We start from the raw sequence: 22,861 nt of genomic DNA on the forward strand, positions 1-22,861 counted from the left end.
AGCCGTTTGATGCGCGCGCAAGCCGCGGCGGCTACCGCGGCTTCGCCGAACCGGCGTTCCACGTTTATCGTACCCACGAGCCAACACAATGAAAAAATTGATCCGCACGCTGTTGTTCTCCGTCAGCCTGGCCGTCGTCGGCGCGGGCGTCGCACAGGCTTCTCCGGCCGCGCCTGTCGCCGGCAAGGACTACACCGTCCTGAAGGCGCCGCAGCCGGTCGACGTTCCCGCCGGCAAGATCGAAGTGATCGAATTCATGTGGTACGGCTGCCCGCACTGCAACGAGTTCGACCCGTATCTGGAGAAGTGGGTCGCGACGCTGCCGCCGGACGTCGTCTTCAAGCGCGTGCCCGTCGCCTTTCGCGACGATTTCATTCCGCATTCGAAGCTCCTACACGCACTCAATGCGCTCGGTCTCGAGCAGAAGCTGACGCCGGACGTGTTCCATGAAATCCACGTCAACAAGAACTACCTGCTGACGCCGGACGATCAAGCCAAATTCCTGGCGACGAAGGGCGTCGATTCGAAGAAGTTCCTGGCTGCCTACAACTCGTTCTCGACGCAAGCCGAGGTGAATCAGGACAAGCAAATGATCCAGGACTACAAGATCGACGGCGTGCCGACGCTGGCCATTCAAGGCAAATATGAAACGGGCCCGGCCACGACGGACAGCCTGCCCGGTACGATTCAGGTGCTCGACTACCTCGTCGCGCAAATCCGCGCGAAGAAGATGTAATTCATCTTGCACGCGAGCGCCGGTATGAACTCACCGTTGAAGGTTTTCATCACCGGCGCCTCGAGCGGCATCGGCCTCGCCCTTGCCGAGCAGTACGCACGGCAAGGCGCCGCACTCGGGCTCGTGGCGCGCCGCCTCGATGCGCTCGCCGAGTTTGCCCGGCGCTTTCCCCAGCTTTCGATCTCCATCTATTCGGCCGACGTGCGCGACGAAGCCGCCGTTGCGCATGCGGCTTCGCAATTCATCGGCGAACATGGCTTGCCCGATGTCGTCATTGCCAATGCCGGTATCAGTAAAGGCGTGGCGACGGGCCACGGCGATCTCGAGACGTTTCGCGAAGTGATGGACGTCAATTACTTCGGCATGGCCGCGACGTTCGAACCGTTCGCCAAACTCATGGCGGAGAATCGGCACGGCACGCTCGTCGGGATTGCAAGCGTTGCCGGCGTGCGGGGGCTGCCGGGGTCGGCGGCCTACAGCGCGTCGAAAGCGGCCGCGCTGGCCTATCTGGAATCGCTGCGCGTCGAGATGCGGCCGTTCGGCGTTGCCGTCGTGACGATCGCGCCGGGCTATATCCGGACGCCGATGACGGCCCACAATCCCTATCCGATGCCGTTTCTGATGGACGCCGAGCGGTTCGCCGAAAAGGCCGCCGGGGCGATTGCGCGCAAGGCGCGGTTTGCCGTGTTTCCTTGGCCGATGCGGATCGTTGCGACCCTGCTCGGGTGTCTGCCGAGGTGGCTTTACGATCGGCTCTTCGAAAAGGCGCCGCGCAAGCCAAGGGCGGCCGGCTAGGAGAAACGCGGCCGTACGTTCACCACCGAGCACTTACGTTCTTGGCCATCCCCATGTCCCGAACCGACGCCGCTGGAATCGAGCATCCGCCTGCTGACTCAAACGCCCGCATCGTCTCGCTCGTCCCTAGCATCACCGAGTTGCTCTTCGCGCTAGGGCTAGGCGATCGCATCGTCGGACGCACGGGCTTTTGCATCCATCCGCGCGAAGCGGTGCGCGCCGTGCCGAAAGTCGGCGGCACGAAAGCCGTCAAACTCGATGCCGTCCGCGCGCTCGCCCCCACCCACGTGATCGTCAACATCGACGAAAACGAGAAGCCGACGATCGACGCGCTCGCGCAATTCGTCCCTCACGTCGTCGTTACGCATCCGCTCGCGCCGCATGACAATCTCTCGCTCTATACGTTGATCGGCTCGATCTTCGGCTGCGAACCCGCCGCGCGAAAACTAGCTGACGCCCTCTCCTTGCGCTTGAACGCCATCGCACTTGAACCCTGGCCCGAACGCAACGTGCTCTACGTGATCTGGCGGGATCCATGGATGACCGTCGCGCGCGACACCTACATTTCGGCCATGCTGCGGCTCGTGAACTGGCAGACCTGGCCCGCGGCGACGAGCGGCTTTGCCGGCGCGGGCCGCTACCCCGCGTTCGACTTCGACGCGCCGTGGTTCGGAAGTGTCGAACGAATCTTGCTGGCGTCGGAGCCATACCGCTTCACGGCCAAGCATAGAGACGAACTCGCCGCCGATCCACGGCTCGCCGGCAAGACGATTCAACTCGTCGACGGCGAAACGATTTCCTGGTACGGCTCGCGGGCCATCGAAGGGATCGACTACCTGCGCGGTATATCCATATAAGGGACCCATCGTTGTCGACGCCGCCCGCTTCGGCTAAGCTCATCGGCTCGATCCGTCGCAGTCTCTACATCCGGCCGCCCCTCGTCTGAAAGGGAGAAGAAGGAGTACTCATGAACGTCAAACTGCTCGCCGCCACGCTCGCCGTCTTGCCCGCCCTCGCGTTCGCCAAACCCCTTACCGTTTGCACCGAGGCGAGCCCCGACGGCTTCGACGTCGTTCAATTCAACTCGCTCGTCACGACGAACGCATCGGCCGACGTCATCTTCAATACCCTGGTCGATTACGACGAGGCAGCGAAGAAGGTCGTCCCGGCCCTCGCCGAAAAATGGGATGTGAGCAGCGACGGCCTGACCTACACGTTCCATTTGCGTCCGAACGTAGCGTTCCAGACCACGGACTATTTCAAGCCGACGCGCACGCTCGACGCCGACGACGTCGTCTTCACGTTCGATCGCATGCTCGACAATGCGAACCCGTGGCACAAGGTGTCTGGGCCCAACGGCTTCCCGCACGCGCAATCGATGGGGCTCGTGAAGCTGGTGAAGGCGGTCAAGAAGGTCGACGACCACACCGTCGAATTCGACCTGAACGAGCCGAACTCGACCTTCGTCGCCATGCTGACGATGGGCTTCGCGTCGATCTATTCCGCCGAGTATGCCGACCAGCTGCTCAAAGCCGGCAAGCAGGCCGACCTGAACGCCAAGCCGATCGGCACGGGTCCGTTCGTGCTGAAGCGCTACACGAAGGACGCCGTGATCCGCTACGACGCGAACCCGACCTACTGGGGCCCCAAGCCGAAGGTCGAGCGGCTCATCTATGCGATCACGCCCGATGCGTCCGTGCGATTTCAAAAGGTGAAGGCCGACGAATGCCAGATCGCGCTTTCGCCTAAGCCCGAGGACGTCGCGGCCGCGAAGAGCGACCACTCGCTTGCCGTCGTGCAGACGCCCGCGTTCATGACGGCATTCGTCGCCTTGAACACGCAGCACAAGCCGCTCGACGACGAGCGCGTGCGGCAGGCGATCAACATGGCGTTCGATCGCAGCACCTACCTGAAAGTCGTCTTCGACAATACGGCCACGCCCGCCGTGAATCCCTATCCGCCCTCCACCTGGAGCTACGACAAGGCGATCGGCGCCTATCCGTACGACCCGGCAAAGGCCAAGGCGCTGCTCGCTCAGGCCGGCTATCCGAACGGTTTCTCGACGACGATCTGGCTGCGTCCCCAGGGCAGCGTGCTCAATCCGAAGCCGAAGGCTGGCGCCGAGCTGCTGCAAGCGGATCTCGCCAAAATCGGCGTGAAAGCCGACGTCAAGGTCATTGAATGGGGCGAACTGATCAAGCAGGCCAAGCAAGGGCAGCACGACATGCTGTTCATGGGATGGGCCGGCGACAACGGCGACCCGGACAATTACTTCGCGCCGCTGTTCAGCTGCAACGGGGTCAAATCGGGCATCAACTTCGCCCGCTTTTGCGATCCGAAGCTCGACAAGCTGATCACCGACGCCCGCTCGACGTCCGACCAGGCCACCCGCACGAAGGACTACGAAGCCGCGCAGAAGATCGTCCATGACGAAGCGCTCTGGATCCCGCTCGGGTACCCGACCGCCAGCGCCATCACGCGCGCATCGGTCGGGGGCTATCAGGTCAGCGCCTTCGGACGGCAGAACTTCGCGGACGTCTCCGTCAAATGACGCGGCGCCGTTCGTCCGTTGACGCCTGTCATCCGGGCGCCGTAATCTAGGCGCCCGGAATTGACGATACGATCGACGCTGTCATGCAAAACCTCGGCCGCACGATTGCGGCTTTCATGATCTGGGCCGCGGCGGCCGCCGCCTTTGCCCAAACGGCCCCGCAATCGGCGATGGACTATTCGACGGCCGGTGATCCGGCTGCCGGCCCGCCCGTGGCGGCCGATCCGGCGGCGGGCGCTCCGGTGCCGGAGGGCTCGGTCACCGGCGATCAGCCGGCCGACACGCCTCGCGCAGTCGCACCGATGATAGTCACGCAGGTGACCGTCACGCCCACGACATCCACGACACCCGCGCCGATGCCCTCGCCGCCCGTCGCGCCCGTTCGCACCGGGCCGCCTCCCATGGTGGACGTGCCCGAAGCGGTGTACGTCACGGATTTCATCGCCGTGCCGGCCGGCGCGCCGCCCTCGGGCTTGCTGGCGCGCATGCGCGCCGCGTTGCACGCGCACGCCGCCGGCCGCGACGCGGGGCTCGTCGCCCAAGCCGTCGTGCAACGGCTCAACCATGCGGGCCTCGCGGCGCGCTATCTCGCGCCGGGCGAGCCGCCGCCCGTACAGGGCTGGCTGATCGGCGGCGTCTTTCATGTGCAAGGCGAGCCGAGCGCCGCGGCCGCGAGCGGCGCCGCGTCCGCCAACGAGGTGCTCGGCGCGGACGTGTCCGTCACCGTGGCCGATCTCGGGCACAGCGCCGATACGCCGTTCGCCGTGATCGGCGCACCGCCGGCCGCACCGGACGGCCAGAGTCAATGGCACCCGTACCTCCTGCCGGCCAAGCTCTCGTTCGAACACGCCGACCGCAACGCGGCCGTCGCCGCACTCGCGCAGCAGATCGCCGATACCTTCGCCGGCAACATGCTGGTTCTGCGGCGGGCCGACGCCAGAGCGATTTCGCCCTAGGACGGCCTGGCGCACTGCGTAGACGACCACGGAGGCTTGCGCGCCTGGTGGCAACGCCGGCGCGGCTGCTCTATCCTCTTTGGCGAATGCCGCGCCGGCCCCGGCGCGCGCCGCCAAGGAGCCCACCATGTCCTACCTGCTGTTGATCGTCGAGCCCGTCGGCCAGCGCGCCGAGCGCACGCCCGACGAAGGCCGTGACGCCTACGACACGATGCTGCGCTTCGGGGAGGATCTGAAAGCGCGCGGTCTGCTGGTCGCGGCGCAGTCGCTCGCCTCAACCGACGAAGCCGTGCGCGTCGAGATCCGCGGCGGCGAACGCCGTTTAATCGACGGTCCGTTCGCCGAGGCCAAGGAGATGGTCGGCGGCTTCTATCTGCTCAACTGCGACCGCGAAGAAGAGGCGCTCGCCATCGCGGCCGAGTGCCCGGCGGCCCAATGGTGCACGGTCGAAGTCAGACGGTTGGCCCCCTGCTCCGAATAAGTCCGAGGGTTTTTACCGGGATTCGTCGCGCCGATGTCGAATGCGGCGCGTTTCGTTCGTCGTAACGACAGGAGTCCGACAGGCGGCCTCCCTTACCTTACCTTCGAGGAGCGAAACATGCGTTTCATGATCATGGTCCGGGCCAACGCTCAAAGCGAATCGGGTGCCCTGCCCGAACAAGATTTGATGGCCGCGATGATGGCCTATCACGAAGAGCTGGCGAAAGCGGGCGTGCTGCTCGATGCGAACGGTCTGAAGCCGAGCACCGAGGGCTGGCGCGTGCAGTATTCGGGAGGCAAACGGACCATCATCGATGGGCCGTTCGCCGAAACGAAGGAACTCATCGCCGGCTACACGCTGATCCAAGTGCGTTCGCGCGAGGAAGCACTCGAGTGGGCACGACGCTTTCCCGCACCGTTCGGCGAGATGGCCGAGGGTGAAATCGAAGTAAGGCCGGTGTTCGAACTCGAGGATTTCGAGCCGAGCGCGGATATCGAGCGCTGGCGCCAACTCGAGGCAAACTGGCCCTGACCATGGCCAATCCGACCCATCGCGCGATCGAAGCGGTCTGGCGCATCGAAGCGGCACGCGTCGTCGCCCATGCCGCGCGGCTCGTGCGCGACATCGGCGTGGCCGAGGAGCTGGCGCAGGACGCGCTAGTCGCCGCGCTCGAGCATTGGCCGCGCGACGGGGTGCCCGACAATCCGGGCGCCTGGCTGATGGCCACGGTCAAGCATCGCGCGCTCGACAAGCTGCGCCAGGACGCGCTGCACGCAAGGAAGCACGAGGCGATCGGACGCGACCTCGACGCACTCGAAACCCATGTCGTGCCCGATTTCGTCGATGCGATCGATGCCGCGCGCGCCGACGATATCGGCGACGATCTGCTGCGCCTGATCTTTACGGCATGTCACCCGGTGCTGTCGACGGACGCGCGCGTCGCGCTGACGCTGCGGCTGTTGGGCGGGCTCGCGACGCACGAGATCGCGCGTGCGTTTCTCGCGCCGGAGCCGACGATCGCGCAGCGCATCGTGCGCGCCAAGCGCTCGCTGCGTGAAGCCCACGTACCGTTCGAGGTGCCGCGCGCCGAGGCACGCGCGGCAAGGATGGCGTCGGTGCTCGAAGTCGTCTATCTGATTTTCAACGAAGGGTATGCGGCCACGGCCGGCGAGGATTGGATACGGCCGGCACTGTGCGACGAGGCGCTGCGCCTGGGGCGGATCCTCGCCGAACTCGTGCAGGACGACAGCGAGGTGCATGGCCTCGTCGCGCTGATGGAGCTGCAGGCTTCGCGGCTGCATGCGCGCGTCGATTCGAACGGCCGTCCGGTGCTGCTCGCCGACCAGGACCGCTCGCGCTGGGATCCGCTGTTGATACGCCGCGGCCTAGCGGCGCTGGCGCGCGCCGAAGCGCTGGGCGGCGCCCTCGGTCCGTATGCGCTGCAAGCGGCACTTGCCGCTTGTCATACGCGCGCGCATCGCGCCGAGGACACCGACTGGGCTCGAATCGTCGCGCTTTACGATGCGCTTGCGCAAATCCATCCATCGCCGGTGGTCGAACTGAATCGCGCGGTCGCGGTCGGGATGGCCTATGGCCCGCAGGCGGCCTTTGCGATCGTCGAGGCGCTCGCAGCCGATCCCGCGCTCGCGCGCTATCACTGGCTGCCGAGCGTGCGCGGCGACTTGCTCGCGAAGCTCGGCCGGCATGACGAAGCGCGTTCCGAATTCGAGCGCGCGGCCGCGATGACGCAAAACGCGCGCGAGCGCGAACTGCTGCTCGTGCGCGCCGACACGATGCGCGGCGAACGCTGACTCCGGGGGGCGGTCGGCTGGCTGGGGGCGGATGGCGCGGTGGCCGGCGGGGCGGCTCGCGTGCGGAGACGTGGGCCGGCCCGCCGCCGCCAACTTCACGCCGCCAGCCGTGTCGTGCGCGATGACGGGCTTGAACTCGACCTCACCGCGGAGAGATGCGTGGGGCGGTGCGCCACGGCAGCCTGCGACGTTTCGCCGACATTGAACATCGCGATCGCGTCACGCAGCGCTTGCATCTGCTGAGCCATCGACTGCGAAGCGGCCGACAGCTCTTCGACGAGCGCCGCATTTTGCTGCGTGACTTCATCCATGTGGCTGACCGCTTGATTGACCTGCGCGATGCCGCGACTCTGCTCGCTCGATGCGGCCGAAATTTCATCGACGACGTCGGCCACTTTACCGGCACCCTGCTGGATCTCGGCCATCGTGCGCCGGACCTGTGCCGCTTGCGACTCGCCGGTGGTGACCGTCGTGACCGACGACTCGATCAACCCCTTGATTTCCTTGGCCGCGCTCGATGCGCGCTGCGCGAGGCTGCGCACTTCGCCCGCCACGACGGCGAAGCCTCTGCCTTGCTCGCCGGCGCGCGCCGCTTCCACGGCGGCATTGAGCGCGAGGATGTTCGTCTGGAACGCGATGCCCTCGATCAGCGCGGTGATTTCTCCGATGCGCGACGAATGCCGGCTGATCTCGGCCATCGTCCCCACCATCGCCTCGACGACACCGTGCGCCGTATGAGCGACCGATGAAGCGTTGCCGGCCAGCGCGCTCGCCGCCTTGGCGTTCTCGGCGTTCTCGGCGTTCTGCGACACGGTAGCCGTCAGTTCCTCCATGCTCGCCGCGCTTTCTTCGAGCGAAGCGGCTTGCGTCTCGGTTCGGGCCGACAGATCGGCATTGCCGGCGGCGATTTCATGCGTCGCGCTGTTGGCCGATTCGGAGGCCGTCCACACTTCGCGCAGCGCAGCCGACACGCGTTCGATCAGATCGTTGAATGCGATGGCGATGCGCGTCAGTTCGTCGTTGCCGAGCACCGGCGCGCGCAGCGTGAAATCGCGCGAACCGCTGATGCGCTCGATCGCCCCCCGCAGCGAGGTAATACCGGCGTTGAGGGAGCGCGAGAGCTTGAAGATCATGGCGCAGACGATTGCCATGCCGGTCAGCATGACCGAAAGCACGATGATGAACACCGTATCGACGAGCGAGTGCGCATCGGCGCTGCGCCGCTCGGCGACCTTGTTCATCTCCGTCGCCATCTTTTCGAGGTCGTGCTGGAACGGCTCGAAATCGGAGTGATAGAGGGCCGTCGTCTGGTCGGTGGCGCCCTTCGCGTCATGCGTCGCGAGGTCGAACAGCGCATGCGACTTCCGGTCGTACGCGGTCCACTTGGCGACGATGGCGCGGAACGCGTCGGCACGCGTGGGATCGACGATCGTCGAGTTCAACGTCGACGACCACTTGTCGACGTTGTGCTCGGCGTCCGAGAAGATCTTCTTGGTATCGTCGGCCGTCGGATCGAGCTGAATCGTGGAGAGCGCGCTCGCCTTGATTTCGGTGACGCCCTGCAAGACTTTCTCTCGTTCGTGCGAGACGTCTTCGGCCTTCATCGCCGCATTCAGGCCGATTGCGCATATGAGAACGCCGGCGCCCATCGAGAGCACGGTCACCAGTGAAAACACTTGCAGCTTGCGCCGAATATTCATCGTAGGCCTCGCGATTAGGATGGCGGACATGGACGCGCGCACTGCCTGTTGCGGGTCGTCTCATGTCTTTACGGCGGGCCGCCGATGAACATTGAGTGCGGACAAACACCAAAAAATCCTACTACGCAGGCGCAAACCGCACGACGCCGTCCCCGCCCTCCTGCCGCTCGAGTTCGCCCGCCAGCCACAGCAGGTGCAAGTGAGCGAGCGCCTCGCCCATCGCGAACGTCGTCTGATGAATATCCAGCGCGCGCTTGAACATCAGCGGCACGATGTCGGCCGCGCTCATCGGCCGGGCGGCGCAGGCCTCGCTCACCTCGGCCAGCCGCGCCACGTGATGCGCGCGCAACTGAGCGATACGCGTATGCAGGCCGCGGAACGGCTTGCCGTGCGACGGCAGCACGAGCGTATCGGCCGGCATCTGCTCATAGCGCCCGAGCGATTCCAGATACAGCGCCAGCGGATTGCCCTCCGGTTCGATGTCGAAGACGGAGACGTTCGTCGAAATACGCGGCAGCACCATGTCGCCCGAAATCAGCACGCCGGTGGCCTCGCAGAAAAGCGCCGCGTGTTCGGGCGAGTGGCCGTACCCCGTGACGACGCGCCAAGCATTCCCGCCGATGGGCACGACATCGCCTTCGCGCATGCGCCGATACTGCGTCGGCATCGACGGGACCAGCTTCGCGTAGTAGTCGCGCCGGTTGCGCAGCTTATCGAGTGCGACGGGATCCGCCAAACCGTGGCGAGCGAAGTGGCGCGCCGCGCCCTCGCCTCCGGCATTCGATCCGTCGCCGGCGGCCATCACGCGTCCGAGCATGTATTCGCCGAGCGTGATCCACAGCCGCACGTTCCAGCGCTCGCGCTCGCCGCCCTTGCAGATCCAATCGGCCAGCCCGAGATGATCGGGGTGACAATGCGTGACGATCGTGCGCAAGACGGGCAGCCCCCCCAGCTCGTGCTCGAAAACGTGCTCCCAGTTGGCTTTGATGGTGTCGTCGGCAATGCCGCAATCGACGACGGTCCATCCTGCCCGGCCGTCGATTTCGTCACGGAGCAGCCATAGATTGATGTGGTCGAGCGCGAACGGCAGCGGCATGCGCACCCAATAGACACCGGGCGCAACCTCGTGCAACCGCCCCGGGTCGGGCAACGTATCGGTGAACGGATAATCGAGTTGGTGTTCCAACGCATTCATCGGCAAAATCTCGGTCGAACGCAACCGGCCCATCGCCAGTTGCACAATATTCAAGTTGACGATAACGTAAACGTCCGTCGATTCTACCCCGACGCACCCGCCATGAACCAGCACTTCACGATCACCGAACTCGCACGCGAATTCGACGTCACGCCCCGCGCCATCCGCTTCTACGAAGACCAGGGGCTGCTCGCGCCGCGCCGCGAGGGCTCGAGCGGCCTGCGGCGCGTTTATTCGAATCGCGACCGCACGCGTCTGAAGCTGACGCTGCGGGGCAAACGGCTGGGCTTCACGCTGTCCGAGATTCGGGATTTGCTCGACCTGTACGAATCGCCAACCGATACCGTACCGCAATTGCATGCGTTCCTCGCGACGATCGCCGAGCACCGCCAAGTGCTCGAACGTCAGCTCGAGGATTTGACGGCCACGCTCGAGGATCTCGCGCAATACGAAACGCAGTGCCGCTCGATGCTGGCCGAGAACGGTATCGACTGCGTGCGCAGCGGTAGTCGTACCGATGCCTCGAACGACAATCTCGCCCAATCCGAGTCCGAGCGCCCATGAAGCACTTTCCCAAACTGCTGTCGTCGCAGATCGGCTTCGACGTCGCGCAGACGATGCTCGAGGGCTTTAATGGCCATTACAGCAATTTTCGCGCGGCGGCCGTGCATGCGAAGACGCTGTTCGAAGCCGCCGACTGGCTCGCGCTGCAGACGCTCGCGCGCGACCGGATCGCATCGTACGACGATCGCGTCGACGAATGCGTGCGCCTGCTCGAGGACGAATACGACGCCGAGAACATCGACGACGAAGTCTGGCAGCAGATCAAGCTGCACTACATCGGCCTGCTGACGAACCACCTGCAGCCCGAATGCGCCGAAACGTTCTTCAACTCGGTCTGCTGCAAGATCCTGCACCGCTCGTACTTCAACAACGACTTCATCTTCGTGCGGCCCGTGATTTCGACGGAATACCTCGAGAACGAGGAGCCGGCCGCCAAGCCGACCTATCGCGCCTACTACCCCGGCAAGGACGGCCTGCCCGCGACGCTCGAGCGCATCGTCACGAATTTTCAGCTCGAGCCGCCCTTCGAGGATTTGACGCGCGACGTCGCCTGCATCATCGATACGATCCACGACACGTTCGGCGCGTTTTCGGAAGCGTTCAACTTCCAGGTGCATGTGCTGTCGTCGCTGTTCTTCCGCAACAAAGCCGCCTACATCATCGGCCGCATCATCAACGGCGAAGTCATGGTGCCGTTCGCCGTGCCGATCCGCCATGTGAAGCCGGGCCTGCTCGCGCTCGATACCGTCCTGCTCAAGCGCGAACAGCTCCTGATCATCTTCAGCTTTTCGCACTCGTACTTTCTCGTCGACATGGACGTGCCCTCGGCCTACGTCGATTTCCTCGGCACGGTCATGCCGGGCAAGCCGAAGGCTGAAATCTATACGTCCGTCGGTTTGCAGAAGCAAGGCAAGAACAACTTCTACCGCGATCTGCTCAAGCATCTTTCGCATTCGAGCGACCACTTCATCGTCGCGCCCGGGATCAAGGGGCTCGTGATGGTCGTGTTCACGCTGCCGTCGTTCCCGTACGTCTTCAAGATCATCAAGGACGTATTTCCGCCGCCGAAAGATACGACGCGCCAGAAGATCCAAGACAAGTATCTGCTCGTGAAGCGCCACGACCGACTCGGGCGCATGGCCGACACGCTCGAATACTCGAGCGTCGCGCTGCCGCTCTCGCGCCTGGACGAGATGCTCGTGCGCGAACTCGAGAAAGAAGCGCCTTCGATGATCGAGTACGAAGGCGACTGCCTCGTCATCAAGCACGTTTATATCGAGCGCCGCATGGTGCCGCTCAACATGTTCCTGCAAAACGGCAACGAAGCCGACATCGAACACGCGATCAAGGAGTACGGCGATGCGGTCAAGGAGCTCATGCAGGCGAACATCTTCCCGGGCGACATGCTCTACAAGAACTTCGGCGTGACGCGCCACGGCCGGGTCGTCTTCTACGACTATGACGAGATCGAATATCTGACGGACTGCAACGTGCGCCACGTGCCGCAGGCGCGGACCGAGGAGGATGAAATGTCGGCCGAACCCTGGTACAGCGTCGCGCCGAACGACATCTTCCCCGAAACCTATTCGACGTTCCTGCTCGGCGATCCCACGGTGCGCCAGTACTTCATGCGCCATCACGCCGATTTCTTCGACCCCAAGCTCTGGCAAAAACACAAGGATCTGCTGCTCAAGGGCGAATTGCCCGACTTCTTTCCCTATGACGGCGGCGTGCGCTTTTGCAATCGCTTTCCCGCGCGGTTCGCCGCGCCGCGCGATGCCGATACGGTGCAAGACGCCGCATCGGCGCGCGCGGACGGCAGCGGCCCCGACGCCGCTCGCGCGGCATGAGCGACGAGCGACGCATACCCGGCCGCCGTCCCCCCGATAGCCCTTCAGGGCTCAACCACCACGACGCAGACGACGCACTATGAACGATCAGAACCATCCGCTCGCCCAGCTATTCGCCAACAACGAAGCATGGGTCGAGCGCAAGCTCGCCGAAGACCCGCAATACTTCGCACGCCTTGCCGATCAGCAGGCGCCCGAGTATCTCTGGATCGGCTGCTCCGATTCGCGCGTGCCCGCGAACCAGATCATCGGCCTGCCGCCGGGCGAAGTGTTCGTCCACCGCAACATCGCGAACGTCGTCGTCCACTCGGATCTGAACTGCCTGTCGGTCATCCAGTTCGCCGTCGATCTGCTCAAGGTCAAGCACATCATGGTGGTGGGGCACTACGGCTGCTCCGGCGTCGGCGCCGCGCTGCACGACCGCCGCGTCGGCTTGGCCGACAACTGGCTGCACCACATCCAGGACGTGCGCGCCAAGCATGCCGCACTGCTCGAGGAGTGGCCGATGGTGACGCGTCATCGCCGCCTCGTCGAACTCAATACGATCGAGCAAGTCGTCAACGTCTGCCGCACGACGATCGTCACCGATGCCTGGGCCCGCAGCCAGCCGCTCACGGTGCACGCGCTCGCCTACGGCGTGCACGACGGACGCGTGCGCAACATGGGCATGACCGTATCGGGCGCCGACGAGCTCGAGCCGACCTATCAACGCTGTATCGCCGCGCTGTCCGCCAAGCAGGCGGGATCGGCGCAGAACGACGTCCTCGCCGCCGACGCCGCGAGCCTCGCCGAGATCGAGGGCATCGCCAAGGGCGTGATCAAGGAGATCAAGCATGACTGATGCAACGCGCAACACGAAGGATCCGATCGTCATCGTCTCGGCGGCCCGCACGCCGATGGCGGCCTTCCAGGGCGAGTTCGCCTCGCTCACGTCGCCGCAGCTCGGGTCGAGCGCCATTGCCGCCGCGGTCGAACGCTCGGGGCTGAAAGCCGAGCAAATCGAGGAAGTGCTGATGGGGTGCGTGCTGCCCGCGGGCCTCGGCCAAGCACCGGCACGGCAAGCGGCATTGGGCGCGGGCCTGCCGCTCGCGACGGGCTGCACGACCGTCAACAAGATGTGCGGCTCGGGCATGCGCGCGGCGATGTTCGCGCATGACATGCTGGCGGCCGGCTCGGTCGACGTCATGATCGCGGGCGGCATGGAAAGCATGACGAACGCGCCGTATCTGCTGCCCAAGGCACGCGGCGGCATGCGCATGGGACACGGGCAAGTACTCGATCACATGTTCCTCGACGGCCTGGAAGACGCCTACGACAAGGGCCGCCTCATGGGCACCTTCGCCGAGGAGTGCGCGAGCGCCTACGGCTTCACGCGCGAGCAGCAGGACGCGTTCGCCATCGAATCGCTCGTGCGTGCGAAACGCGCGAACGAGGACGGCTCGTTCGCATGGGAGATCGCCCCGGTAAAGGTGGCGGGCCGCAAGGGCGACGAAGTCACGATCTCGCGCGACGAGCAGCCGTTCAAGGCCAATCTCGACAAGATTCCGACGCTCAAGCCGGCCTTCAGCAAGACGGGCACCGTCACGGCCGCGAACGCGTCGTCGATCTCCGACGGCGCTGCCGCGCTCGTCATGATGCGCGCGTCGACCGCCGAGAAGCTCGGCCTCGCGCCGCTCGCTCGCGTCGTCGGCCACTCGACGTTCGCGCAAGAGCCGTCGAAGTTCACCACGGCGCCCGTCGGCGCGATCCGCAAGCTGCTCGAAAAGAACGAGTGGCGCGCGAACGACGTCGATCTCTATGAAGTCAACGAAGCGTTCGCCGTCGTCACGATGGCGGCGATGAAGGACCATGCGCTGCCGCACGAGAAAGTCAACGTGAACGGCGGGGCCTGTGCGCTCGGCCATCCGATCGGCGCGTCGGGCGCGCGCATCCTCGTCACGCTGATCGGCGCGCTGCGCAATCGCGGCGCCAAGCGCGGCGTCGCGAGCCTGTGCATCGGCGGCGGCGAGGCGACGGCGATGGGGATCGAACTCGTTTGATCGAAGGCGTGCCGTGCCGGCGCGTCGATCGGCGCGCCGGTCAAGGTCGAGGTCGAATCGAAGGCATCGGGCGTAAGGAACGCATTCAACGCGTCCAACGCATCGGAAAGGAGGTGATCGATGAAGACAGTCTTGATCGTCGGCGCATCGCGCGGCCTCGGTCATGAGTTCGTGCGCCAGTACGACGCGGCCGGATGGCGCGTGATCGCCACGGCGCGCGACGACCGCGCGCTCGCCGAACTCGATTCGTTGAACGCCACGTCGATTTCCCTCGACGTCACCGAGCCGGACGACATCGCCGCGCTCGAATCCAAGCTCGCGGGCGAGCGGCTCGACACGGCGCTGATCGTGGCCGGCGTCTACGGACCGGCCACGGAAGGGGTCGAGCCGTTCACGGTCGAGGATTTCGATTACGTCATGACGACGAACGTGCGCGGCCCGATGATGCTGATGCCGGTGCTGCTGCCGCTCGTCGAATCGGCGCATGGCGTGCTCGGTGTCGTGTCCAGCCGCATGGGCAGCATTGCCGAAGCGACGGGCACGACGGGCTGGCTCTATCGCACGAGCAAGGCCGCCCTGAACTGCGCGCTGCGCGTCGCATCGTTGCAGACGCGGCGCGCGACCTGCCTCTCGCTTCACCCTGGCTGGGTGCGCACCGCCATGGGCGGCGCGCAAGCGGCGATCGACGTCGAGCGCAGCGTCTCGGGCATGCGCGCGGTCATTGCAGCGGCATCGGTCGATCGCGAGACCTATCACGGCCGGTTCGTGCAATACGACGGCACGGCGATCGATTGGTAGTCCCGGTAGTTCCGGTAGTTCCGGCGAACGTCATGCTCGGCGCGCACCGGCCTCGCTGCGACCTCACGCCGGCCACAATGATTAGAAAGCAGTCCTAACCAAATACGGAATTCACGGAGACATCCTCCATGGTGCTCGACCAAGACCACTCGATGATACGCGACGCCGTGCGCACGTTCGTGCGCGAGGCCATCGCGCCGCACGCGGCCGCGTGGGATCGCGAGCGCACGTTCCCGAAAACCGTGCACAAGCAGCTTGCCGAACTCGGCGCCTACGGCGTGCTCGTGCCGAGCGAGTATGGCGGCGCGGGGCTCGATGCGCTCGCGCTGGCGATCATGCTCGAGGAAATCGCGGCAGGCGACGGCGGCACGTCCACAGCCGTCTCCGTCAATAATTGCCCCGTTTGCAGCATCTTGCTCGCCTACGGCAGCGAGCAGCAAAAGCGCGAATGGCTCACCCCGCTCGCGAGCGGCGACATGCTCGGCGCGTTTTGTCTGACCGAACCGCAAGCGGGGTCGGACGCATCGGCGCTGCGCACAGTCGCCGTGCGCGACGGCGACAGCTACGTCATCGACGGCGTCAAGCAATTCATTACGAGCGGCAAGAACGGCGACGTCGCAATCGTGATGGCCGTCACCGACAAAGCCGCCGGCAAGCGCGGCATCAGCGCGTTCATCGTGCCGACGAATGCGCCCGGCTACATCGTCGCCCGGCTCGAAGACAAACTCGGCCAGCATTCGTCGGACACGGCGCAGATCGTCTTCGAAGGCTGCCGGATCCCGGCCGCCAATCGGATCGGCGCCGAGGGCGAAGGCTACAAGATTGCGCTCTCGGGGCTAGAAGGCGGACGCATCGGCATCGCGGCGCAAAGCGTCGGCATGGCGCGCGCGGCGTTTGAGGCGGCGCTCGCCTATGCGCGCGAACGGGAAAGCTTCGGCCAGCCTCTGTATGCGCACCAGGCCGTTCAATTCCGCTTCGCCGAGATGGCCACGCAACTCGAAGCCGCGCGTCAGCTCGTCTGGCATGCCGCCTCGCTCAAGGACGCGGGCCTGCCGTGCCTGACCGAAGCGGCGATGGCCAAGCTGTTCGCCTCCGAGGCGGCCGAGCGCATCTGCTCGAGCGCGATCCAAGCATTCGGTGGCTACGGCTACGTCAGCGACTTCCCCGTCGAACGCATCTATCGCGACGTGCGCGTTTGTCAGATCTATGAGGGCACGAGCGATATCCAGAAGATTCTGATCGCGCGAGGCCTGGCGCAATGACAACGGCGCCGACAACAGCGGCAGCCGACGCGAGCAAGCAGGCGCCACTCGAATGTCCGTGCGCGGGCACGGCACCGGGCCGCCCGGGGGGTGCGCGGGCGCCGCGGTTCGACGCCTGCTGCGGCCCCTACCTCGACGGCCGCGCCGTGGCCCCGACCGCGCTCGAACTGATGCGTTCGCGCTACACCGCCTATGTGCTCGGTCACACAGACTACCTGCGCGCGACATGGGACCCTGCCACCTGTCCCGCCGATCTCGACGTCGAGACGGACGCACCCGATGCGCCGCGCTGGCTCGGCTTGCAAGTGAAGCGATTCGAACCGCAAGACGCCCGGCACGCGATCGTCGAATTCGTCGCCCGCTACAAACAGGGCGGACGCGGACATCGACTGCACGAGGTCAGCCGCTTCGTGCGCGGCGACGACGAACGCTGGCGCTACGTGGACGGCGACGTCAGCGAGCGCTAACTTGCGCCCTTTTTCAGGCGATCTTTGCGCAGGCAAAGGTTGCCGACACATCGACCCGGACCGCTCGCGCGCCCCGGGTTCTCCTGCATTGCGCGTTTCATTTCGGCGACGCTACGATGGCCATGCTTGTGGTGCATCGGTGTTTTGGGGCGTCTTCGTTTCTTGACGGCCTAGCCGGCTGCAAATGCCGGTGACACAACCGCGCAATGGATTAAGCCCTTGTTTAATTCTTAGCGGCTCACCGCCACGCACCCCGTTCCCGCCGTTTTGCACGATCGGCTGCCGCCGTCCCGCCGCCGATGGGCCAAATTGCGGCCGGTGCCGGCCTCTTTTCGGGTAACGGCGTCACGAACGGCTCGCGGATACTGGCTAGATCGGATTGATCGATCGATTGATCAATCGGACCGGATAGTCCCCGCGACGCAAATTTGTAATCAGGGCAAACACGCGCATGAGTTTTAAAAACGTATTCGTCGGTTGTTTGTGCGCGTGCGCATGGGCCAGCGCTTTTGCCGGCGCGGACGTATCCTCGCCGAGCGATACGCACGCCATGCGCGAAATGACGATCGCCTCGAACGATGATACGAGGCCGCTCGGCCGCGCGAGCGTCGCACCGCTCGACTTCGGCACCACCGATTATGCGTTGCCCTCGCTCGCGGGCAACATGAACGAGCACATCGTGCGCATCCCCGTCGATGCAGCCGGAACAATTACGCTCGAGGCGACCATCTACAAACCCGACGGCGAGGGTCCGTTCCCGCTTGTCGTGTTCAACCACGGAAAGATCGAGGGCGACCCGCGCGCGCAGCCGCGCAGCCGTCCGCTCTCGTTCGCCCGCGAGTTCGTGCGGCGCGGCTATGTCGTCGTCGCGCCGAATCGCGAAGGTTTTGCCGATTCGGGCGGCACCTACCAGCAGGAAGGCTGCGACGTCGAAAAGAACGGCGTGGCGCAAGCCGCCGACGTGAAAGCGACGATCGCCTATATGTCGGGCAAATCGTACGTCGATGCATCGCACATGGTCGTGGCAGGCACGTCGCACGGCGGCCTGACCACGATGGCGTACGGCATGAACGCCGCGCAGGGCGTGCGCGGCCTCATCAATTTCTCGGGCGGCCTGCGGCAAGACGCCTGCGCCGGCTGGCAAGACAACCTCACGCACGCGTTCGAGCAGTACGGCGAGAGCGTGCACGTGCCTTCGCTGTGGATCTACGGCGACAACGATTCCGTTTGGAGTCCTAACTTGACGAAGCGCATGTACGCCGGCTACGTCGAGCACGGCGCGCGCGCCAAGATGGTTGACTTCGGCGATTACAAGAACGATGCGCACCGGCTCGTCGTCGATCGCGACGGCGTGCGGATCTGGTGGCCGACCGTCGAGGCATTCCTCGAGCGGATCGGCATGCCCACGCGTGTGCAGTACGAAGTGCAGGCGCCGGCGATTCCGCAGCCGTCGGGCTTCGCCGCGATCGACTCGATCAATGCCGTGCCTTACCTCGACGAGGCCGGCCGCGCCGCCTACCGCACGTTCCTCGAGCAGTACCCGACGCGCGCGTTCGCCGTATCGTCCACGGGCGCATGGTCCTGGGCCGAAGGCGGCGACAATCCGATGTCGACCGCGCTCGCCAACTGCAGCAAGGAAAACGGCAACTCGCCGTGCCGGCTCTACGCCGTCGACAATCACGTCGTTTGGAACGACAAGTCTTCCTCCACTTCGCAAACCGCATCGTCGACGACGCACGAGGACGCGGACGAATCCTCGCTGGCTAGCCGCGACTGAACCCGGCGATCGGGTTCGAGCGAATTCAAGCGAGTTCGCCAGCGGCCGTCGGTTTCAAGCGGCGCTCTCCTTGCGTTTGACGACCTGCGCCGTCGGCAGGCGTCGATCACCCATCACTAGAGAAACCGGACAGCAACACCGCCCGAAAATGCCCGGGCGCGCTCGAGGCTAGCCGTTCGTTTACCCCTATCCCTCCGACGTTTGAGAAGCCAGGCAGGCCGCCTGCGAACCGGTTTTGCCCACCGAGCCGAAAAAAATTTTCCGTGGGGGGTCCCGCTCTGCCGTCGCTAACTGAGTCCATTTCAATCGATTCCCCCAAAAGCGTCGCCAGATGGTCCCAACTGCGTCCAAGCGCCCGTCGGACCGCCGTCCAGGGGCAGGTGCAATCGCGCGCCGAACGCGTTAATCTCACGCCGTTTTTGTCCACGCGGCGCCTGTCGAGCATGGCGAATCGACAGACCTGTCGCGCGTTTTCCGCATGAATAGGGCGCGACCGCGCGCCGCTTTCGCGCGATGGAGCGGTGATTGAACAGACAAGCAACAGACGAACGTCAAGCGCGGGACCACGCCCACCACGACGCAGCCGAACGCGATTGGGTCGCCCGCAGCCTGAAGGCCGTCTGGCATCCGTGCACGCAGATGAAGCACCACGAGCGGCTGCCGCTCGTGCCCGTGGCTCGAGGTAAAGGCGCCTGGCTCTACGACCGGGCGGGCCATCGCTATCTCGACGCCATCAGTTCGTGGTGGGTCAACCTGTTCGGCCACGCGAACGACGACATCAATGCCGCGTTGAAGCTGCAGTTGGACACGCTCGAGCATGCGATGCTCGCGGGCTGTACGCACGAATGCGCCGTCGAACTCGCCGAGCGGCTGTCGGCCATGACGCACGGCACGCTCGGCCACGCGTTCTTCGCATCGGACGGCGCATGCGCCGTCGAGATCGCGTTGAAAATGAGCTTCCACTACTGGCGCAACCGGGGCCGGGCGGAAAAGCGCGAATTCGTCTGCGTCGCCAACGGCTATCACGGCGAGACGATCGGCGCGCTCGGCGTGACCGACGTGGCCTTGTTCAAGGATGCCTACGACCCGCTGATCCGCTCCGCCCACATCGTCGCCTCGCCCGACGCGCGCCGTGCCGGATCCGGCGAAAGCGCGGGGGACGTCGCGCAGCGCGCGCTCGAGGACGTCCGAGCCCGGCTCGAAACGCATGGCTCGCGCATCGCCGCGCTCATCGTCGAGCCGCTCGTGCAATGCGCGGCCGGGATGGCGATGCACGACAGCGCCTACGTGGCGGGCCTGCGCAAGCTATGCGACGAATACGACGTGCATTTGATCGCCGATGAAATCGCCGTCGGCTGCGGCCGCACCGGTACCTTCTTCGCCTGCGAGCAAGCCGGCATTTGGCCCGATTTCCTTTGCCTGTCGAAAGGGATCAGCGGCGGCTACCTGCCGCTCTCGCTCGTCCTCTCGCGCGACGAGATCTATGCCGCGTTCTACGACGACGACACTACACGCGGCTTCCTGCATTCGCATTCGTACACGGGCAATCCGCTCGCCTGCCGGGCAGCGCTCGCCACGCTCGACCTGTTCGCGCGCGACGACGTGCTCGCGCAAAACGAAAAGAAGAGCGCCCTCTTGATGGAGGCGCTGTCGCCGCTTCGCTCGCATGAAGCCGTGCGCCACTTCCGTCGCACCGGCACGATCGTCGCGTTCGACGCGGCCGTCGAGGGGGACGCCGCACGCACGTTCTCCCGTCGCTTCTTCGAACAAGCTTTGTCGCGAGAGCTGCTGCTGCGGCCGATCGGCACGACCGTCTACTTGATGCCGCCGTATATTTTGGACTCCGAAACGATTGCACTGCTCGCCTCGCGCACTCGCGAGACGTTCGAAGCCACACTGGCAGCGGGAGTTCGATGATGGTTCTGCTCGATACCTTGAAAGAAGGCCTCTCCGATCTCGACGCGCGCGGGCTCACGCGCCGGCGCCGCGTCGCCGACACGCCGTGCGCCGCGCATATGACGGTGGACGGCCGTGCGATCGTCGGCTTCGCGAGCAACGACTACCTCGGGCTCGCCGCGCATCCGCTGCTGGCCGAAGCCGTCGCGCAAGGCGCGCATCGCTACGGCGCGGGCAGCGGTGGCTCGCACCTGCTCGGCGGCCATTCGCGCGCGCACGCGATCCTCGAGGACGAACTCGCGGCGTTCGCGGGCGGCTTCGTCGATACGCCGCGCGCGCTCACGTTCTCGACGGGCTACATGTCGAATCTCGCCGCCGTCACCGCGCTCGCGGGACGCGGCACGACGCTGTTTTCCGACGCGCTGAACCACGCCTCGCTGATCGACGGTGCGCGGCTGTCGCGTGCCGAGGTGCAAATCTATCCTCACGCGGATACCGAAGCACTCTCGGCGATGCTCGACGCCTCCGATGCCTCGGCGAAGGTGATCGTCACCGATGCCGTGTTCAGCATGGACGGCAGTATCGCCCCCCTCGCGCGGCTGCTCGAACTGGCCGAGCGGCATGGCGCGTGGCTCCTCGTAGACGACGCCCACGGCTTCGGCGTGCTGGGCCCGCAGGGCCGGGGCGCCGTGGCGCAGGCCGCGCTGCGCTCGCCGCATCTCGTCTACCTGTGCACGTTCGGCAAGGCCGTCGGCGTGGCCGGGGCTGCCGTCATCGCGCACGAGACGGTCGTCGAATGGCTGCTGCAGCGCGCGCGGCCCTATATCTTCACGACGGCCGCGTCGCCTGCCGAAGCGCATGCCGTCTCGGCCAGCCTCGCGCTGATCGCGGGCGAGGAAGGCGAGGCGCGCCGCCGGCATCTGCAGGCGCTGATCGAGCGCACGCGGACGATCTTGCGGAGCACGCGCTGGCGCCCGATCGATTCGCCGACCGCGGTGCAGCCGCTCATCATCGGCAGCAACGAGGAGACGCTCGCGCTCGCGGCCCGCATGGACGCAGAAGGATTATGGGTGCCGGCCATCAGGCCGCCCACCGTGCCGGCCGGTACTTCTCGCCTGCGCGTTTCGCTTTCGGCGGGCCACAGCTTCGCCGATCTCGACCGGCTAGAGGCCGCCCTCGCTCTCACGGGAGAATCTGCATGACGCGCATGACGCCGCCGCTTTCCTTGTTCGTCACCGGCACCGATACCGAGATCGGCAAAACGCTCGTCTCGTGCGCGCTGCTGCGCGGATTCGCCAAGGCGGGGCTGTCCGCCGCGGCGATGAAGCCGATCGCCGCAGGCGCGTATTTGAGCGCGGAAGACGGCCTCTGGCACAACGAGGATGCCGATCAGCTCGACGCGGCTTCCGGCGCGCTGCTGCCGCCCGAGGTCAGAACGCCTTACCTGCTCAAAGCGCCGGCCGCCCCGCACATCGTGGCCGCGCAAGAAGGCCGCACGCTCGAGATCGCGCCGATCGTCGACTGTCATCGCGAAGCGCTGCGACGCGCGGACGTCGTCGTCGTCGAAGGCGTCGGCGGCTTTCGCGTGCCGCTCGATCACAAGCGCGACACGGCCGACCTCGCGCTCGCGCTCGGGCTGCCCGTCGTGCTCGTCGTCGGCGTGCGGCTCGGCTGCATCAACCACGCGCTGCTCACGGCCGAGGCGATCGCCTCGCGCGGCCTGCATCTCGCGGGCTGGGTCGCGAACGTCGTCGATCCGCAGATGCGCTTCGCCGACGAAAACATCGAGACCCTCCGCACCTGGCTCCACCGCGAGCACGGCGTGCCGCTCATCGGCACCGTGCCTTATCTCGCACCGCCGTCGGCGGAACTGGCCGCGACGCACCTCGACATGACGACGCTGTTAAGCGCGCTGCAAGCGCACGCGGGTTGATCGGACCGCTTTCGACCCGCCCTTTAGACTCCATCGATTCCCAACCGGAT

The 22,861-nt window shown here is 65.5% G+C and carries 21 protein-coding genes; 19 read left to right on the forward strand and 2 right to left on the reverse strand.

Annotated features, from left to right (window positions below; genetic code table 11):
• Positions 1–88 precede the first annotated feature (88 nt).
• From DWV00_RS06200 to DWV00_RS06235, 8 genes are all read left to right on the forward strand, one after another.
• The gene (locus tag DWV00_RS06200; protein WP_115532647.1) at positions 89–736 is read left to right on the forward strand and encodes a thiol:disulfide interchange protein DsbA/DsbL; all 648 of its coding nucleotides are present in this window, start codon (positions 89–91) and stop codon (positions 734–736) included.
• 24 nt (positions 737–760) lie between these two features.
• Positions 761–1,531, forward strand: coding sequence for an SDR family oxidoreductase (locus DWV00_RS06205; protein WP_115532648.1), 771 nt, complete (start codon positions 761–763; stop codon positions 1,529–1,531).
• Positions 1,532–1,584: 53 nt separating this feature from the next.
• Positions 1,585–2,388: a helical backbone metal receptor gene (locus tag DWV00_RS06210; RefSeq protein WP_115532649.1), complete on the forward strand. Its 804-nt coding sequence runs from the start codon at positions 1,585–1,587 to the stop codon at positions 2,386–2,388.
• A gap of 110 nt (positions 2,389–2,498) precedes the next feature.
• Complete coding sequence (locus tag DWV00_RS06215; protein WP_115532650.1) at positions 2,499–4,082, forward strand: ABC transporter substrate-binding protein; 1,584 nt, start codon at positions 2,499–2,501, stop codon at positions 4,080–4,082.
• Positions 4,083–4,165: 83 nt separating this feature from the next.
• Complete coding sequence (locus tag DWV00_RS06220; protein WP_115532651.1) at positions 4,166–5,038, forward strand: hypothetical protein; 873 nt, start codon at positions 4,166–4,168, stop codon at positions 5,036–5,038.
• A 127-nt stretch (positions 5,039–5,165) separates the two neighbouring features.
• Positions 5,166–5,519: a YciI family protein gene (locus tag DWV00_RS06225; RefSeq protein ID WP_115532855.1), complete on the forward strand. Its 354-nt coding sequence runs from the start codon at positions 5,166–5,168 to the stop codon at positions 5,517–5,519.
• A gap of 117 nt (positions 5,520–5,636) precedes the next feature.
• A complete protein-coding gene (locus DWV00_RS06230; protein WP_115532652.1) occupies positions 5,637–6,050 on the forward strand; it encodes a YciI family protein in 414 nt (137 codons plus the stop codon).
• Between the two features lie 2 nt (positions 6,051–6,052).
• Positions 6,053–7,330, forward strand: a complete 1,278-nt coding sequence (locus DWV00_RS06235; RefSeq protein WP_115532653.1) for an RNA polymerase sigma factor — start codon at positions 6,053–6,055, stop codon at positions 7,328–7,330.
• 95 nt (positions 7,331–7,425) lie between these two features.
• On the opposite strand, the gene DWV00_RS06240 is transcribed toward DWV00_RS06235, so the two are convergent.
• Positions 7,426–9,030 (reverse strand): methyl-accepting chemotaxis protein, encoded by a 1,605-nt coding sequence (locus tag DWV00_RS06240; RefSeq protein WP_115532654.1) that lies wholly within the window; start codon positions 9,028–9,030, stop codon positions 7,426–7,428.
• A gap of 121 nt (positions 9,031–9,151) precedes the next feature.
• Entirely contained in the window at positions 9,152–10,225 is a 1,074-nt protein-coding gene (locus DWV00_RS06245; protein ID WP_115532856.1) for an MBL fold metallo-hydrolase, read from the reverse strand.
• 102 nt (positions 10,226–10,327) lie between these two features.
• Here DWV00_RS06245 and DWV00_RS06250 point away from each other — a divergent pair, with 102 nt between their 5' ends.
• The 11 genes from DWV00_RS06250 (at position 10,328) to bioD (ending at position 22,811) form a co-directional block, all read left to right on the forward strand.
• Positions 10,328–10,789: a MerR family transcriptional regulator gene (locus tag DWV00_RS06250; RefSeq protein ID WP_115532655.1), complete on the forward strand. Its 462-nt coding sequence runs from the start codon at positions 10,328–10,330 to the stop codon at positions 10,787–10,789.
• Positions 10,786–12,639, forward strand: a complete 1,854-nt coding sequence (aceK, locus tag DWV00_RS06255) for a bifunctional isocitrate dehydrogenase kinase/phosphatase (protein ID WP_115532656.1) — start codon at positions 10,786–10,788, stop codon at positions 12,637–12,639. Before DWV00_RS06250 ends, aceK begins: the two co-directional genes overlap by 4 nt.
• A 79-nt stretch (positions 12,640–12,718) precedes the next feature.
• Positions 12,719–13,480 (forward strand): carbonate dehydratase, encoded by a 762-nt coding sequence (gene can, locus DWV00_RS06260; RefSeq protein ID WP_115532657.1) that lies wholly within the window; start codon positions 12,719–12,721, stop codon positions 13,478–13,480.
• Positions 13,473–14,678, forward strand: coding sequence for an acetyl-CoA C-acetyltransferase (locus DWV00_RS06265; protein WP_115532658.1), 1,206 nt, complete (start codon positions 13,473–13,475; stop codon positions 14,676–14,678). Before can ends, DWV00_RS06265 begins: the two co-directional genes overlap by 8 nt.
• Positions 14,679–14,798: 120 nt before the next feature.
• Positions 14,799–15,476: an SDR family oxidoreductase gene (locus DWV00_RS06270; protein WP_115532659.1), complete on the forward strand. Its 678-nt coding sequence runs from the start codon at positions 14,799–14,801 to the stop codon at positions 15,474–15,476.
• 128 nt (positions 15,477–15,604) lie between these two features.
• The gene (locus DWV00_RS06275; protein WP_115532660.1) at positions 15,605–16,738 is read left to right on the forward strand and encodes an acyl-CoA dehydrogenase family protein; all 1,134 of its coding nucleotides are present in this window, start codon (positions 15,605–15,607) and stop codon (positions 16,736–16,738) included.
• A complete protein-coding gene (locus DWV00_RS06280) occupies positions 16,735–17,205 on the forward strand; it encodes a YchJ family protein (protein WP_115532661.1) in 471 nt (156 codons plus the stop codon). The genes DWV00_RS06275 and DWV00_RS06280 overlap by 4 nt, the downstream gene beginning before the upstream one ends.
• Positions 17,206–17,656: 451 nt before the next feature.
• Entirely contained in the window at positions 17,657–18,982 is a 1,326-nt protein-coding gene (locus tag DWV00_RS06285; RefSeq protein ID WP_115532662.1) for a dienelactone hydrolase family protein, read from the forward strand.
• Positions 18,983–19,591: 609 nt separating this feature from the next.
• Entirely contained in the window at positions 19,592–20,899 is a 1,308-nt protein-coding gene (gene bioA / locus DWV00_RS06290; RefSeq protein WP_245964755.1) for an adenosylmethionine--8-amino-7-oxononanoate transaminase, read from the forward strand.
• Entirely contained in the window at positions 20,899–22,080 is a 1,182-nt protein-coding gene (gene bioF, locus DWV00_RS06295; RefSeq protein WP_115532664.1) for an 8-amino-7-oxononanoate synthase, read from the forward strand. The genes bioA and bioF overlap by 1 nt, the downstream gene beginning before the upstream one ends.
• Before the next feature lie 5 nt (positions 22,081–22,085).
• On the forward strand, positions 22,086–22,811 hold the full coding sequence (gene bioD, locus DWV00_RS06300; protein ID WP_115532857.1) for a dethiobiotin synthase: 726 nt from the start codon (positions 22,086–22,088) through the stop codon (positions 22,809–22,811).
• The last annotated feature ends 50 nt before the right edge of the window (positions 22,812–22,861 follow it).

Origin of the sequence: Trinickia dinghuensis (genome assembly GCF_003367175.1) — a bacterium.
GTDB classification, from domain to species: Bacteria; Pseudomonadota; Gammaproteobacteria; order Burkholderiales; family Burkholderiaceae; genus Trinickia; species Trinickia dinghuensis.

Excerpts from the sequence above, each read along its gene's own strand:
- DWV00_RS06200 (WP_115532647.1), top strand. The coding sequence starts at position 89 with ATGAAAAAATTGATCCGCACGCTGTTGTTCTCCGTCAGCCTGGCCGTC.
- DWV00_RS06205 (WP_115532648.1), top strand. The coding sequence starts at position 761 with ATGAACTCACCGTTGAAGGTTTTCATCACCGGCGCCTCGAGCGGCATC.
- DWV00_RS06210 (WP_115532649.1), top strand. The coding sequence starts at position 1,585 with ATGTCCCGAACCGACGCCGCTGGAATCGAGCATCCGCCTGCTGACTCA.
- DWV00_RS06215 (WP_115532650.1), top strand. The coding sequence starts at position 2,499 with ATGAACGTCAAACTGCTCGCCGCCACGCTCGCCGTCTTGCCCGCCCTC.
- DWV00_RS06220 (WP_115532651.1), top strand. The coding sequence starts at position 4,166 with ATGCAAAACCTCGGCCGCACGATTGCGGCTTTCATGATCTGGGCCGCG.
- DWV00_RS06225 (WP_115532855.1), top strand. The coding sequence starts at position 5,166 with ATGTCCTACCTGCTGTTGATCGTCGAGCCCGTCGGCCAGCGCGCCGAG.
- DWV00_RS06230 (WP_115532652.1), top strand. The coding sequence starts at position 5,637 with ATGCGTTTCATGATCATGGTCCGGGCCAACGCTCAAAGCGAATCGGGT.
- DWV00_RS06235 (WP_115532653.1), top strand. The coding sequence starts at position 6,053 with ATGGCCAATCCGACCCATCGCGCGATCGAAGCGGTCTGGCGCATCGAA.
- DWV00_RS06240 (WP_115532654.1), bottom strand. The coding sequence starts at position 9,030 with ATGAATATTCGGCGCAAGCTGCAAGTGTTTTCACTGGTGACCGTGCTC.
- DWV00_RS06245 (WP_115532856.1), bottom strand. The coding sequence starts at position 10,225 with ATGAATGCGTTGGAACACCAACTCGATTATCCGTTCACCGATACGTTG.
- DWV00_RS06250 (WP_115532655.1), top strand. The coding sequence starts at position 10,328 with ATGAACCAGCACTTCACGATCACCGAACTCGCACGCGAATTCGACGTC.
- aceK (WP_115532656.1), top strand. The coding sequence starts at position 10,786 with ATGAAGCACTTTCCCAAACTGCTGTCGTCGCAGATCGGCTTCGACGTC.
- can (WP_115532657.1), top strand. The coding sequence starts at position 12,719 with ATGAACGATCAGAACCATCCGCTCGCCCAGCTATTCGCCAACAACGAA.
- DWV00_RS06265 (WP_115532658.1), top strand. The coding sequence starts at position 13,473 with ATGACTGATGCAACGCGCAACACGAAGGATCCGATCGTCATCGTCTCG.
- DWV00_RS06270 (WP_115532659.1), top strand. The coding sequence starts at position 14,799 with ATGAAGACAGTCTTGATCGTCGGCGCATCGCGCGGCCTCGGTCATGAG.
- DWV00_RS06275 (WP_115532660.1), top strand. The coding sequence starts at position 15,605 with ATGGTGCTCGACCAAGACCACTCGATGATACGCGACGCCGTGCGCACG.
- DWV00_RS06280 (WP_115532661.1), top strand. The coding sequence starts at position 16,735 with ATGACAACGGCGCCGACAACAGCGGCAGCCGACGCGAGCAAGCAGGCG.
- DWV00_RS06285 (WP_115532662.1), top strand. The coding sequence starts at position 17,657 with ATGAGTTTTAAAAACGTATTCGTCGGTTGTTTGTGCGCGTGCGCATGG.
- bioF (WP_115532664.1), top strand. The coding sequence starts at position 20,899 with ATGGTTCTGCTCGATACCTTGAAAGAAGGCCTCTCCGATCTCGACGCG.
- bioD (WP_115532857.1), top strand. The coding sequence starts at position 22,086 with ATGACGCCGCCGCTTTCCTTGTTCGTCACCGGCACCGATACCGAGATC.